Source organism: Pseudomonas sp. GW823-FHT01D03, from assembly GCF_058798255.1.
The window spans coordinates 1,328,851-1,343,105 of the sequence record NZ_JBXAKK010000001.1 but is presented as its reverse complement, the minus strand read 5'-3'; the positions used below and the strand labels follow the sequence as shown (position 1 = coordinate 1,343,105).

General features: G+C 58.9%; 14 protein-coding genes. All 14 read right to left on the bottom strand.

Annotated elements, in window-relative coordinates:
- Nucleotides 1-8 precede the first annotated feature (8 nt).
- Entirely contained in the window at nucleotides 9-1,139 is a 1,131-nt protein-coding gene (gene lpxB / locus AC1RBR_RS05855; RefSeq protein ID WP_443534707.1) for a lipid-A-disaccharide synthase, read from the bottom strand.
- A gap of 2 nt (nucleotides 1,140-1,141) precedes the next feature.
- Nucleotides 1,142-1,918 (bottom strand): acyl-ACP--UDP-N-acetylglucosamine O-acyltransferase, encoded by a 777-nt coding sequence (lpxA, locus tag AC1RBR_RS05850; RefSeq protein WP_007964278.1) that lies wholly within the window; start codon nucleotides 1,916-1,918, stop codon nucleotides 1,142-1,144.
- The gene (fabZ, locus tag AC1RBR_RS05845; protein ID WP_003222142.1) at nucleotides 1,915-2,355 is read right to left on the bottom strand and encodes a 3-hydroxyacyl-ACP dehydratase FabZ; all 441 of its coding nucleotides are present in this window, start codon (nucleotides 2,353-2,355) and stop codon (nucleotides 1,915-1,917) included. The genes lpxA and fabZ overlap by 4 nt, the downstream gene beginning before the upstream one ends.
- Before the next feature lie 106 nt (nucleotides 2,356-2,461).
- A complete protein-coding gene (gene lpxD, locus AC1RBR_RS05840; RefSeq protein ID WP_166496604.1) occupies nucleotides 2,462-3,517 on the bottom strand; it encodes a UDP-3-O-(3-hydroxymyristoyl)glucosamine N-acyltransferase in 1,056 nt (351 codons plus the stop codon).
- Between the two features lie 3 nt (nucleotides 3,518-3,520).
- On the bottom strand, nucleotides 3,521-4,024 hold the full coding sequence (locus tag AC1RBR_RS05835) for an OmpH/Skp family outer membrane protein (RefSeq protein ID WP_003222140.1): 504 nt from the start codon (nucleotides 4,022-4,024) through the stop codon (nucleotides 3,521-3,523).
- 45 nt (nucleotides 4,025-4,069) lie between these two features.
- A complete protein-coding gene (gene bamA / locus AC1RBR_RS05830) occupies nucleotides 4,070-6,445 on the bottom strand; it encodes an outer membrane protein assembly factor BamA (RefSeq protein WP_115986317.1) in 2,376 nt (791 codons plus the stop codon).
- A 74-nt stretch (nucleotides 6,446-6,519) separates the two neighbouring features.
- Complete coding sequence (gene rseP / locus AC1RBR_RS05825; protein WP_492563407.1) at nucleotides 6,520-7,872, bottom strand: sigma E protease regulator RseP; 1,353 nt, start codon at nucleotides 7,870-7,872, stop codon at nucleotides 6,520-6,522.
- Between the two features lie 54 nt (nucleotides 7,873-7,926).
- Nucleotides 7,927-9,117 (bottom strand): 1-deoxy-D-xylulose-5-phosphate reductoisomerase, encoded by a 1,191-nt coding sequence (ispC, locus tag AC1RBR_RS05820; RefSeq protein WP_095138354.1) that lies wholly within the window; start codon nucleotides 9,115-9,117, stop codon nucleotides 7,927-7,929.
- Nucleotides 9,114-9,920, bottom strand: coding sequence for a phosphatidate cytidylyltransferase (locus AC1RBR_RS05815; RefSeq protein ID WP_095138353.1), 807 nt, complete (start codon nucleotides 9,918-9,920; stop codon nucleotides 9,114-9,116). The genes ispC and AC1RBR_RS05815 overlap by 4 nt, the downstream gene beginning before the upstream one ends.
- A complete protein-coding gene (gene uppS / locus AC1RBR_RS05810; protein ID WP_003222128.1) occupies nucleotides 9,920-10,675 on the bottom strand; it encodes a polyprenyl diphosphate synthase in 756 nt (251 codons plus the stop codon). Before uppS ends, AC1RBR_RS05815 begins: the two co-directional genes overlap by 1 nt.
- A 14-nt stretch (nucleotides 10,676-10,689) precedes the next feature.
- Complete coding sequence (gene frr / locus AC1RBR_RS05805) at nucleotides 10,690-11,247, bottom strand: ribosome recycling factor (RefSeq protein WP_047291868.1); 558 nt, start codon at nucleotides 11,245-11,247, stop codon at nucleotides 10,690-10,692.
- Nucleotides 11,244-11,987, bottom strand: coding sequence for a UMP kinase (pyrH, locus tag AC1RBR_RS05800; protein ID WP_003222124.1), 744 nt, complete (start codon nucleotides 11,985-11,987; stop codon nucleotides 11,244-11,246). Before pyrH ends, frr begins: the two co-directional genes overlap by 4 nt.
- 212 nt (nucleotides 11,988-12,199) lie before the next feature.
- Nucleotides 12,200-13,063 (bottom strand): translation elongation factor Ts, encoded by an 864-nt coding sequence (gene tsf, locus AC1RBR_RS05795; RefSeq protein WP_095138352.1) that lies wholly within the window; start codon nucleotides 13,061-13,063, stop codon nucleotides 12,200-12,202.
- 203 nt (nucleotides 13,064-13,266) lie between these two features.
- Entirely contained in the window at nucleotides 13,267-14,004 is a 738-nt protein-coding gene (gene rpsB, locus AC1RBR_RS05790; protein ID WP_003222119.1) for a 30S ribosomal protein S2, read from the bottom strand.
- Nucleotides 14,005-14,255 lie beyond the last annotated feature (251 nt).

Genomic DNA, 14,255 nt, shown 5'->3' with positions numbered 1-14,255 from the left:
CGTCTTGCTCATTGTTTCTGACCGATCAGGTTGAGGACGGCATCCGCCGCCTGATTGGAAGCATCCAGGCGCAAGGTGCGGTGGATCTCGTCGAAGCCACGGGTCTGCTCTTCGCCGCCTTCGATCAGTGGCGACAGGGTCTGGGCCAAGGCCTCGACCGTCGCATCATCCTGCAACAATTCTGGCACCAGCAGACGCTGAGCCAACAGGTTGGGCAAGGACACGTACGGGCTCTTGACCATGCGCTTGAGAATCCAGAACGTCAGCGGCGCCAGGCGATACGCGACGACCATTGGCCGCTTGTACAGCAACGCTTCAAGCGTCGCCGTGCCGGAGGCGATCAGCACCGCGTTACACGCCGCCAGGGCCAGATGCGACTTGCCGTCGAGCAGGGTTACCGGCAAGTCGCGGCCAACCAGCAACTCTTCGAGCTGAGCGCGACGCTCGGCATTGGCGCACGGAATCACAAAGCGCAGCCCCGGGTGCATGGCCCGTAGACGTTCGGCCGTATCAAGGAACAGCGCACCGAGACGGCCGACTTCGCCACCGCGACTGCCGGGCATCAACGCCACCAGCGGCCCGTCGGGCAAGCCCAGCTCGGCACGCGCTGCGGCGCGATCGGCCTGCAGCGGAATGGTATCGGCCAGCGTATGACCGACAAACCGCACTGGCACGCCTTTCTCTTCGTAGAATTTTGCTTCGAACGGCAACAGGGTGAGCATCAGGTCGCAGCCTTCGCGAATCTTCAGCACACGCTTCTGGCGCCAAGCCCACACCGACGGGCTGACGTAGTGCACGGTCTTGATCCCGGCCTGACGCAGCTTGAGTTCGATGTTGAGGTTGAAATCGGGAGCGTCGATACCGATGAACACGTCCGGCTTCTCGGCAATCAACGTGGCGATCAGCTCCTTGCGGCGCTTGAGCAACTCGCGCAGCCGCCCGAGGACTTCCACCAGCCCCATGACCGACAGACGCTCCATGGGGAAATAAGATGTCAGGCCTTCGGCCTGCATCAACGGGCCACCAACGCCGATGAACTCGACTGCCGGATGTTGCGCCTTGACCGCGCGCATGAGACCGGCGCCCAGAATGTCACCGGAAGCTTCGCCCGCCACCAGCGCAATACGCAGATTAGCCATGATCAGCGGGTGATGCCGCGAGTCGACGACTGGATCGAGTCACGGAACAGCGCGACTTCCGGGAACTGCGCAGCAGGCTCGGCCAGTTCGGCCAGCGCCTGTTCCACGGTCAGGCCCTGGCGGTACACGGTTTTATAGGCGCGGCGCAGCGCGTGAATCGCGTCTTCGCTGAAGCCACGGCGGCGCATGCCTTCGAAGTTCATGCTGCGCGCTTCGGCCGGGTTGCCGAATACGGTGACGAACGCCGGAACGTCCTTGCCGATGGCGGTGCCCATGCCGGAAAAGCTGTGGGCGCCAATGTGGCAATACTGGTGCACCAGGGTGAACCCGGACAGGATCGCCCAATCGTCAACGTGCACATGCCCGGCCAACGCGGTGTTGTTGACCAGAATGCAGTGGTTGCCGATGACGCTGTCATGCCCGATGTGGGCGTAGGCCATGATCAGGTTGTGATCGCCCAGCGTGGTTTCCGAACGGTCCTGCACGGTGCCACGGTGGATTGTCACGCCTTCGCGAATGACGTTGTGATCACCGATCACCAGACGGGTTTCCTCACCCTTGTACTTGAGGTCAGGGGTGTCCTCACCTACCGAGGAAAACTGGTAGATGCGGTTGTGCTTGCCAATGCGGGTCGGGCCTTTGAGGACCACGTGCGGCCCGATCACGGTACCCTCGCCGATTTCCACACCTGCGCCGACGATCGACCACGGGCCGACCTCGACGCCGTCAGCCAGAACGGCCGACGGATCGATGATTGCGCGAGGGTCAATCAAACTCATAGCTTGCGTTCCGCACAGATGATTTCAGCCGAGCAAACCGGCTTGCCGTCGACCGAAGCCTGGCATTCGAACTTCCAGATCTGGCGCTTGCAACTGATGAACTTTGCTTCAAGAATCAGTTGGTCACCCGGCAGAACCGGCTGACGGAAACGCAGCTTGTCGGAACCGACGAAGTAGTAAAGGGTGCCGTCGGCCGGTTTCACGTCGAGCATTTTGAAACCGAGGATCCCGGCAGCCTGGGCCATCGCTTCGATGATCAGTACACCCGGCATGATCGGGTGCGCCGGGAAGTGGCCGTTGAAGAATGGCTCATTGATGCTGACATTCTTGTAGGCGCGAATGCGCTTGCCTTCAGTGTCCAGTTCCACCACCCGGTCCACCAGCAGGAACGGGTAACGGTGAGGCAGGTATTCGCGAATCTCGTTGATGTCCATCATTTCGGGGGGAAGCCTATGTAAAGATTGGGAGCGCGACTGACGCGCACTCCTCTAGCAAATCAAGGAGGCAGTCTAGAGGCTGTGCACACTTGATATGGAAATGGTATCAGCCATCAGATGAAGCATTGCTGCCGGGGGTCACTTCCCCGACGCGCTTTTCCAGCTGCTTCAAACGTCGCGCGAGGTCATCGAGCTGACGGATGCGGGCCGCGCTTTTGCGCCATTCGGCCGCCGGTTGCATGGCTGTGCCGGAAGAATAGGCACCTGGCTCGGTAATCGAGTGGGTCACCATGGTCATCCCGGTCAGAAAAACGTTGTCGCAAATATCGATGTGCCCCACCAGGCCGACACCACCGGCGAGCATGCAATGCTTGCCGATCTTGGTGCTGCCGGAGATACCGACACAGGCCGCCATCGCAGTGTGATCACCGACCTGGACGTTGTGCGCGATCTGGATCTGGTTGTCGAGTTTCACGCCGTTGCCGATCACGGTATCTGCCAGCGCGCCACGGTCGATAGCGGTGTTCACGCCGATCTCGACATCGTCGCCGATGGTCACGCCGCCGATCTGGGCGATCTTCTGCCAGACACCTTTCTCGTTGGCAAAACCGAAACCTTCACCGCCGAGCACGGCACCGGACTGGATCACTACACGCTTGCCGATGCGCACGTCGTGATACAGCGTCACTCGCGGAGCGAGCCAGCCGCCCTCGCCGATTTCACTGCGGGCACCGATGACGCAATGGGCGCCCAGGGTAACCTGTGCACCGATGCGCACACCGGCCTCGATCACCACGAACGGGCCAATGCTGGCGCTTGGATCAACCACCGCGTCCGGCGCAATCACCGCTGTGGGATGAACACCCGCTGCGGCTTTTGGCTTGGGATCGAACAGGTGCGAGATGCGGGCGTATGCCAGATAAGGATCCGGCACCACCAATGCGTTGCCGGCAAAACCCTCGGCATCGGCTTCCTTGAGCAATAGCGCAGCCGCCTGGGAACTTGCCAGGTATTTACGATATTGAGGATTTGCCAGAAAGCTCAACTGAGCTGGGCCAGCCTCCTGCAAGGTGGCTAGCCCAGTAATTTGCTTCTCGGGGTCGCCACGCAGGGTGGCGCCGAGGAACTCGGCCAACTGGCCGAGCTTGATAGTCACGGTCATGGGTTACTTCAGCTGATTCATGCGCTCGATAACCTGGCGCGTGATGTCGTACTGAGGTTTGACATCGATCACTGCGCCACGCTCGAACACCAGGTCAAAACCACCTTTCTTGATGACTTCTTCCACTGCGCTATCCAGTTTCGGCTTCAGTTGCTTGAGCATTTCGCGGTCGGCAACTGCCTTGGCTTCGTTCAGCTCCTTGGACTGGAACTGGAAGTCACGGGCCTTTTGCTTGAATTCAAGCTCCAGACGCTCACGCTCGCCCTGCTGCATCTTGTCGCCGCCGGCCATCAGGCGATCCTGAATGCCCTTGGCGCTGCTTTCCAGCGTCTTGAGCTTGGTCAGTTGCGGACCGAACTTCTTCTCGGCATCCACGGCGTATTTCTTGGCTGCGTCGGATTCCAGCAGTGCCATCTGATAGTTCAGAACGGCGATTTTCATGTCGGCGAACGCCGGGCCTGCCACCAGTACGGAGGCCAGGAGAACCAATTGAGTCAACTTACGCACGATGCACTCCTACAAAATCCATTGTCGTTATCTTGGGTCAGACGCTTAGAACGTCTGGCCGAGGGAGAATTGGAACACTTGAGTTTCAGCTTCATCCGGTTTCTTGATCGGCATCGCCAGTGCAAAGCTCAGCGGGCCCAGTGCGGTGACCCAGGTCACGCCGACACCGACGGAGCTGGCCATGTTGCTCAGACTGATGTCGTTGCACTTGGTGTTCGACGAAGAGCCATTCGCGTTGGTGGTGTCCTTGCATTGCGAATCGAAAACGTTACCCACATCCCAGAATACCGAGGTACGGAGGGAGCGCTGATCCTTGACGAACGGCAGCGGGAACAGAACCTCGACACCGCCCTGGATCAATACGTTGCCACCGAACGGCAGCGGATCCTGATCCGGGTCGACCGAGGTGCCCGGGTTAGTGCCACGACTCGGGGTACTGCGAGGACCCAGCGTACTGTCCTTGAAGCCTCGAACCGAGTTGAAGCCACCAGCATAGTAGTTTTCATAGAACGGCAAGCCGTCGGTCGAACCATAACCGTCGCCATAACCCAGTTCGGTGTGCAGGCGCAGGGTGTAGTTTTCGGTGATCGGCTGGAACAACTGACCACGGTAGTCGAGCTTGTAGAACGACAGGTCGCTGCCCGGGATCGTGGTTTCCAGCGTCAGGCTCTGCGAACGGCCACGGGTAGGCAGTACACCCTTGTTCAGGGTCGACTCGGACCAGCCGGCCGAAGCCTTGAAGTTCAGATAGTTGTCGCCTTCCTTGTTAACGAAGTCGAAAATCTCGTCAACGGTGTATTGACCGGTCTTGATCTTGTCCTGCTGAGCGGACAGACCGAAGGTCAGACGCGAAGTCTCGCTGATCGGGTAGCCAACGTTTACGCCGGCACCCAGGCTGTCTACCGCATAGCTCGCTACGTCGACGTCGAGGTCTTTGTAGTCGGTGGTGCGATAGAACGCGTTGTAGCCCAGGCTCACGCCATCGGCGGTCCAGTACGGGTCAACGTAGCCGAAGTTGTAGCGGCTCTGGTATTCGCTGCGGGTCAGGCCCACGCTTACACGGTTACCGGTACCGAGGAAGTTGTTCTGGGTGATCGAACCACCGAGGATCAGACCGGCGCTCTGAGCGAAACCGACACTGGCAGTGATCGAACCGGAAGCCTGTTCTTCAACGGCGTAGTTCACGTCAACCTGGTCGTCGACACCCGGTACAGCCGGCGTTTCAACGTTCACTTCCTTGAAGAAGCCCAGACGTTCAAGACGGGTCTTGGACTGGTCGATCAGGTAGGTCGAAGCCCAGCCACCTTCCATCTGACGCATTTCACGACGCAGCACTTCGTCCTCGGACTTGGTGTTGCCACGGAAGTTGATGCGGTTGACGTAGGCACGCTTGCCCGGATCAACGGCGAACAGGATATCCACAGTGTGATCGTCGTCATGCGGCTGAGGTACGCCGTTGACGTTGGCGAAGGTGTAACCCTCGTTACCCAGACGGCGGGTGATCAGTTCGGAGGTGGTGGTCATCAGCTTGCGCGAGAACACCTGGCCTTTCTGCACCAGCAACAGCGACTTGACCTGGTCTTCAGGCACTTTCAGGTCACCGCTGAGCTTGACGTCACGAACGGTGTACTTCTCGCCTTCGGTGATGTTGACGGTGATGTAGACGTGCTTCTTGTCCGGGGTGATGGACACCTGGGTCGAAGCGATATCCATGTTGATGTAGCCACGGTCCAGGTAGTAGGAACGCAGGCGCTCCAGGTCACCGGAGAGTTTTTCACGGGCGTACTTGTCGTCGTTCTTGAAGAACGACAGCCAGTTGGTGGTTTTCAGCTCGAACAGGTCGATCAGATCGTCATCAGGGAAGACCGTGTTGCCCACCACGTTGATGTGCTGGATGGCCGCCACGGTGCCTTCGTTGATCTTCACTTTCAGCGCGACGCGGTTGCGCGGCTGCGAGACCACTTCGGTGTCGACGGTCGCCGAGTAACGGCCTTGGGCAACGTACTGACGTTGCAGCTCGTTACGGACACCTTCGAGGGTGGCGCGCTGGAAGATTTCACCTTCGGACAGACCGGACTGCTTGAGGCCCTTCATCAGGTCTTCGGTGGAGATCGCCTTGTTGCCTTCGATCTCGATACTGGCGACCGACGGACGTTCGACGACCGTGATCACCAGAACGTTGCCTTCGCGGCCCAGCTGGATATCTTGAAAGAAACCGGTTTTGAACAACGCACGAGTGGATTCCACCAGGCGACGATCATCCGCCTGCTCGCCGACGTTCAACGGCAAGGCACCAAAGACGCTACCCGCGGAGACCCGCTGGAGGCCATTGACGCGAATATCAGAGATAGTGAAGGACTCGGCGTGAACTTCGGCGATCATCAATACGGTGAGAACCGCAGTTAGCAGCAGACGTTTCATGAAGTCCTTTCTTATTCCAACTGGCAATAAACAAACTGCCGCAAAATGCGGCAGATTCGCAATTCAGCGAAGCTTTACAGTCGACCCAGATCATTGACCAGAGCAAGCAACATCACTCCGACCACTAAACTGATACCGATCTGCACCCCCCAACCTTGCACCCGATCCGACAAGGGGCGACCACGCACCCACTCAATCAGATAAAACAACAAATGCCCCCCATCCAGTACAGGAATGGGCAGCAAATTCAGAACCCCCAGGCTAATACTCAGATAAGCAAGGAAATTCAGGAAATCAGCAACGCCCGACTGGGCAGAAGCGCCCGCCACTTTAGCAATGGTTATCGGCCCACTCAAGTTTTTTACCGAGAGCTCGCCAAACAGCATTTTCTTCAACGAGTCCAGCGTCAGCACGCTCATGGTCCAGGTACGCCGGGCACCCTCGCCAATCGCGGCCAGCGGACCATAACTGACCTCGCGGATCATTTCCGGCGGCCAGTCTACGGCTTTTACACCAGCCCCGAGATAACCGCTTGGCGACTTGCTTTCGCCGCGAGCTGCCAAGGTCACCGGGACCTCGATTTGAGCACCGTCGCGCTCGATTTTCAGCATGATTTTGGTATCAGGACGCGTACGAACAGTGTCGACCACCTGCTGCCAGTCATTCAGCGCCTGGCCGTCGAGCGCCAGCAGGCGGTCACCGGTTTTCAGACCAGCGGCTTGCGCCGGGCCTTTCGGATCGAGCTCGGCCAGCACCGGCGGCAAGGCCGGGCGCCACGGGCGAATACCCAGCGAGCGAATCGGATCGGGCTCATCAGCACCTTTGAGCCATTGATCGAGCGTCAGCTCACGCGGCGTGTCGGCGGTAGAACCCTGCTCGCGCACGAGCAATTGCAGGAAGCCGCTTTCCCCGAGGCGACGCACCAGTTGCAAATTGACGGCGGCCCAACCGGACGTCGGCTCACCATCGATGGCGACGATTTCCTGACCGGCATTCAAACCGGCCTTGGCCGCGATGCTGCCGGACTCGACGGCACCGATGACCGGACGGATCTGCTCGCTGCCGAGCATGGCCAGCACCCAGAAAAACACCAGGGCCAGCAGGAAGTTGGCGATCGGTCCCGCCGCGACAATAGCGATGCGCTGACGAACCGATTTGCGATTGAAGGATTGATGTAGCTGATCGGCCGGCACCTCGCCTTCACGCTCATCGAGCATTTTGACGTAGCCGCCCAGCGGAATCGCGGCGACGACAAATTCAGTGCCCTGCTTGTCGTGCCAGCGCAACAGGGGCATGCCGAAGCCCACGGAAAAACGCAGAACCTTGACGCCACAGCGACGCGCGACCCAGAAGTGGCCGAATTCGTGAAAGGTGACCAGCACACCCAAAGCGATCAGGGTGCCGGCAATCATATAGAGCGCGCTCATCTACTTTCTCCGCAATCCTGTTCAGTGCCGCGTGACGCCATGGTACTGCAACTGCTATCGGTCGTGACGACTCAGCCACTGCCCGGCCAGAGTCCGCGCTTTCGCGTCTGCGGTAAACACCGCGTCCAGATCTTCCAGTGCAACCACAGGCTCGAGATTCAACACGTCCTCGATGATACTCGCGATTTCCAGATAACCCACGCGCCCGTCGAGAAACGCCGCGACCGCCACTTCGTTGGCCGCATTGAGCATGGCCGGTGCGCTGTTGCCGGCCTCCGCCGCCTGTCGCGCCAGGCGCAGACAAGGGAAGCGCTGTTCGTCCGGCGCCTCGAAATCCAGGCGCGCGATGGCAAACAGATCCAGCGGCGCCACACCCGAGTCGATCCGCTCCGGCCAGGCCAGTGCGTTGGCAATCGGCGTGCGCATGTCAGGGTTGCCCAACTGCGCCAATACCGAGCCATCCACATAGTCGACCAGCGAGTGAATCACACTCTGCGGATGAATCACCACCTCCACCTGCGACGGCTTGGCGTCGAACAGCCAGCAAGCCTCGATCAACTCCAGGCCCTTGTTCATCATGCTGGCCGAGTCCACCGAGATCTTGCGTCCCATCGACCAGTTCGGGTGCGCACACGCCTGATCAGGCGAAACATGCACCAACTCGCTCAACGGCGTCTGCCGGAAAGGCCCGCCCGAAGCCGTGAGCAGAATCCTTCTTACACCGACGGCGCCCAGCCCACGGGCGAAATCCTGCGGCATGCACTGGAAGATCGCGTTGTGCTCGCTGTCGATCGGCAGCAGCACCGAACCGCTCTTGTGCACCGCCTGCATGAACAGCGCGCCGGACATCACCAGCGCCTCTTTATTGGCCAGCAGGATTTTCTTGCCAGCTTCCACCGCCGCCAGCGTCGGGCGCAAGCCTGCCGCACCGACGATGGCCGCCATCACGGCATCCACTTCAGGCGCGGAAGCGACCTGGCACAGGCCCTCCTCCCCCACCAACACGCGAGTGGACAGACCGGCAGCCCGCAAGTCGTCCTGCAGACCACGCGCCGCCGCCACTTCAGGCACTACCGCGAATTGCGGCACATGGCGAACGCACAAGGCGAGCAACTCGCTCAGGCGCGTGAAACCGCTCAGGGCGAAAACCTGATAACGCTCGGGATGCCGAGCGATAACGTCGAGGGTGCTCAGGCCAATCGAACCGGTAGCCCCCAGAACAGTGATCTGTTGAGGACGGCTCACGGTGCAGCCATCCACAGCAATACAGCGAAAATCGGGATCGCAGCGGTCAGGCTGTCGATGCGATCAAGCACGCCGCCATGGCCGGGCAGCAGGTTGCTGCTGTCCTTGATGCCGGACTGGCGCTTGAACATGCTTTCGGTGAGGTCGCCCACCACCGAGATGAACACGATCAACGCAGCGCCGATCAGCCCCTTGAGCAGTTCAGCCACCGTCCAGTCGCGAACCAGACCGACGATCGCAGTGATCACCAGACTCAGCGCCAGGCCACCGTAAACACCTTCCCAACTCTTGCCTGGACTGACTTGCGGCGCCAGCTTGCGCTTGCCGAAAGCACGGCCGGAGAAATAGGCACCGATGTCGGCACCCCAGACCAATACCATCACCGCCATGATCAGCCAGTTACCCAACGGGTACTGTTTGATCTGCACCAGCCCTTGCCAGGCTGGCAGCAGGATCAGCAAGCCGATCACCAGTTTGGTGGCCGCCGTGGACCAGTGCACGCTCGAGCGCGGATACGTCAGCACGAGATACGTAGCCACCGCCCACCACAACACCGAAGCGCCCAACACCCAAGGGGCGAGGCCCGGCAGGACGTACATGACGAACAGCATCAGCGCGACGACAGCGGCATAGCCGACACGGAACGACTGTGCGGTAAAGCCCGCCAGGCGCGCCCATTCCCAGGCGCCCAGACTTACGACCAGACCGATGAACAGCGCGAAACCGGAGCCTTCGAGCAGGAAAAACCCGCACAGGGCGATCGGCAGCAGGATCAGCGCAGTGATGATTCGTTGTTTAAGCATTAAACCCGGGCTCCAGCTTCAACCTGTTCGCTCGTTTTACCGAAGCGACGCTGGCGTGAAGCGAAATCGGCCAGCGCAGTGCGCATGGCTTCGTGTTTGAAGTCCGGCCAGAACAGGTCGGAGAAGTACAACTCGGCATACGCCAGTTGCCACAGCAGGAAGTTGCTGATGCGGTGCTCGCCACCGGTGCGGATGCACAGGTCCGGCAACGGCAGATCACCGGTGGCCAGACAGGTTTGCAGCAGATCCGGGGTGATGTCTTCCGGACGCAGATGCCCGGCCTGGACTTCACGCGCCAGCCGCTGCGCAGCCTGGGCAATATCCCACTGACCGCCGTAGTTGGCGGCGATCTGCAGGATGAAGCGGTTGGCACCAGCGGTCATGGCCTCGGCCTCGCGCATCGCCGCCTGAAGCTCAGGATGAAAGCGCGAGCGATCGCCGATGATGCGCAAGCTGATGTTGTTGTCGTTGAGGCGCTTGGCCTCACGACGCAGTGCCTTGAAGAACAGATCCATCAAGGCACTGACTTCATCGGCCGGGCGCTGCCAGTTCTCACTGGAAAAGGCGAACAGGGTGAGCACTTCGACCTTGGCCTCGGCGCACACCTCGATCACTGCCCGCACAGCATCCACGCCGGCCTTATGCCCGGCGACACCCGGCATAAAGCGTTTTTTCGCCCAGCGATTATTGCCATCCATGATGATCGCGACATGGCGCGGCACCGCGGACGGCGCAGACTGCTTGGTCTTGTCCATTAAAAGCTCGACCCTTATACGGCCATCAGGTCTTTTTCTTTCTCGTCCGTGGCCTTGGTGATCTGGGCCTCGGATTCTTTGGTCAGCTTATCGATATCAGCGATGGCACGACGCTCTTCGTCTTCACTGATTTCCTTGTCCTTGACCAGCTTTTTAAGCTCACCCAATGCGTCACGACGAATATTGCGCACAGCAACGCGCGCGTCTTCCGCTGCGCTACGGGCCTGCTTGGTGAAGCCCTTGCGCGTTTCCTCGGTGAGGGCAGGCATCGGGATCAAAAGCAACTCACCCAGGTTGGTCGGATTGAGGTTCAGACCGGCGCTCTGGATCGCCTTGTCGACGGCAGCGAGCATGTTGCGCTCGAAGGCCACGACTTGCAGGGTACGCGAATCTTTCACGGTGACGTTGGCGACGCTGCTCAGCGGGGTGTCAGTGCCGTAGTAAGGCACCATGACGCTGCCGAGAATGCTCGGGTGAGCCTTGCCGGTACGAATCTGGCCGAACGCGTGGTTCAGGGATTCCAGGGATTTCTGCATACGCGCTTGGGCGTCTTTCTTGATTTCGTTGATCATTGTTGGCCTTCCTCGATCAAAGTCCCTTCAGCGCCGCCGTGCACAATGTTCAGCAGGGCGCCGGGCTTGTTCATGTTGAATACGCGCAGCGGCATCTTGTGATCGCGGCACAGGCAAATAGCTGTCAGATCCATTACACCCAGCTTGCGATCCAGCACTTCATCATAAGTCAGATGATCGAACTTCTCGGCATGCGGGTCTTTGAACGGGTCTGCGGTGTAGACGCCATCAACCTTGGTCGCTTTCAGCACGACGTCGGCATCGATTTCGATGGCACGCAGGCAGGCTGCCGAATCCGTGGTAAAGAACGGATTGCCGGTACCGGCGGCGAAAATCACCACGTCCTTGGAGTTCAGGTGGCGCATGGCTTTGCGGCGATCGTAGTGATCGGTCACGCCAACCATGGAAATGGCCGACATCACGATGGCCGAGATATTGGCACGTTCCAGCGCATCGCGCATGGCCAAGGCGTTCATCACAGTGGCCAGCATGCCCATGTGGTCGCCTGTCACCCGATCCATGCCAGCCTTGCTCAAGGCCTCACCACGGAACAGGTTGCCACCGCCGATCACCAGACCGACCTGTACGCCGATGCCGACCAGTTGGCCAACTTCCAGCGCCATCCGATCCAGCACTTTTGGATCGATCCCGAACTCTTCCGAGCCCATCAGGGCCTCGCCGCTAAGCTTGAGTAGAATGCGTTTATAGCGAGCCTGATAACCACTGCCCTGCTGAGCCATTGCGAATCTCTCCTGCGGCGTATTTAAAAAATTCTGTGCAAGCTGTTTTACAGCTGCCGTTCACTCTAGCTTGGCGCTGCTTCAGCGCCATCGGAACCTGGCTTTGTAAGTCAGTTCCCAGTGGAAACCAATTAAAAATTGGTAACCCCATCTGAAAAGAGGCTGCGCGCGTGAGCGGGCAGCCTCTTTCGGGCGACAGTTGAAAAACCGTCTTATTGCTTGGCGGCAGCCAGCTGGGCAGCAACTTCTTCAGCGAAGTTGTCGACCGGCTTCTCGATGCCTTCGCCTACTTTGAAGTAGGTGAAGGAAACGATTTCTGCGCCGCCTTTCTTGGCCAGCTCGCCAACCTTGATTTCAGGGTTCTTGACGAACGCCTGCTCAACCAGGCTTGCTTCTGCCAGGAACTTGCTGATACGGCCTTTGACCATGTTCTCAACAATGTTTTCTGGCTTGCCTTTGATCTTCTCTTCGTTCAGCTGCAGGAACACAGCTTTTTCACGCTCGATCGCTTCAGCCGAAACTTGCGAAGGCAGCAGGAACTCAGGGTTGCTTGCAGCAACGTGCATCGCGATGTCTTTGGCCAGCTCGACGTCACCGCCTTTCAGAGCCACAACCACACCGATCTTGTTGCCGTGCAGGTACGAACCGACAACGTCACCTTCGATACGGGCCAGACGACGGATGTTGACGTTCTCGCCTACTTTGGCAACCAGTGCTTCGCGAGCGGCTTCTTGAGCAGCGATCAGCGGAGCAGCGTCGGTCAGTTTGTCAGCGAAGGCTTTTTCTACGCTGGCAGCAACAAAGTTTTTGAAGTCGTCTTGCAGAGCCAGGAAGTCGGTCTGCGAGTTCACTTCCAGGATAACGGCAGCCTTACCGTCGTCCTTGATTGCGATTGCGCCTTCAGCGGCAACGTTGCCAGCCTTTTTCGCAGCCTTGATCGCGCCCGAAGCACGCATGTCATCAATGGCTTTTTCGATGTCGCCGTCAGCCTTTTCCAAGGCTTTCTTGCAGTCCATCATGCCTTCGCCGGTACGCTCGCGCAGTTCTTTAACCAAAGCTGCAGTAATTGCTGCCATTTTCAAATTCCTCTTGGATAGGTTTTCAACCATTCCACCCGATCGAACGGGCGTTCAATTCTTCCCGAAACACCTTGTAGCTGCTGCACGTTACAAATGCAGGAGATGCGCGGCCACAAGTGGGCGCCAACAAACGGTTTTCGAGGTGGCAAAAAGGGGGCCAAGCCCCCTTTTTGCTTACTGAGTCAACGCCAGGGCGTCGATTACTCAGCTGCAGCCTGAGTTTCTTCAGCTGCGAATTCAACAGTACCGCCAGCAACATTGTTGCGACCACGGATCACTGCGTCAGCCATCGAACCCATGTACAGCTGGATAGCGCGGATTGCGTCATCGTTGCCTGGGATGATGTAGTCAACGCCTTCCGGGCTGCTGTTGGTATCGACAACGCCGATAACCGGGATGCCCAGCTTGTTGGCTTCGGTGATCGCGATGCGCTCGTGGTCAACGTCGATCACGAACAGTGCGTCTGGCAGACCGCCCATGTCCTTGATGCCGCCCAGGGAGCGATCCAGCTTTTCCAGGTCACGGGAGCGCATCAGCGCTTCTTTCTTGGTCAGCTTGGCGAAAGTACCGTCTTCGGCTTGAACTTCAAGGTCACGCAGACGCTTGATGGAAGCACGAATGGTTTTGAAGTTGGTCAGCATGCCGCCCAACCAGCGGTGATCGACGTACGGCGAACCGCAACGTGCTGCTTCTTCAGCAACGATCTTGCCAGCGGAACGCTTGGTGCCGACGAACAGAATCTTGTTTTTGCCCTGGGCCAGACGCTCTACGAAAGTCAGAGCTTCGTTGAACATTGGCAGGGTTTTTTCAAGGTTGATGATGTGAATCTTGTTACGCGCGCCGAAAATGTATTTACCCATTTTCGGATTCCAGTAACGGGTTTGGTGACCGAAGTGCACACCGGCCTTCAGCATATCGCGCATGTTGACTTGGGACATGATAGTTCCTTAATAAGTCGGGTTTGGCCTCCACGTATCCCAATGACCAACCAGTGGCATAAAGCCAAAAGCACCCAGGTCATCGTGTCGACACGTGTGTGGATTTAAGCTTTTCGGGGTATCCCCGGAAAGCGGCGCATTTTATACCACAGGGTGCGCAGAAACGGAACCCGGAATCTGCAATCGCACCAAGGACATGGGCGCAGCCCCCTTGGAATCGCCTTCAGGCACACCATTGTATAGAGAGAGAC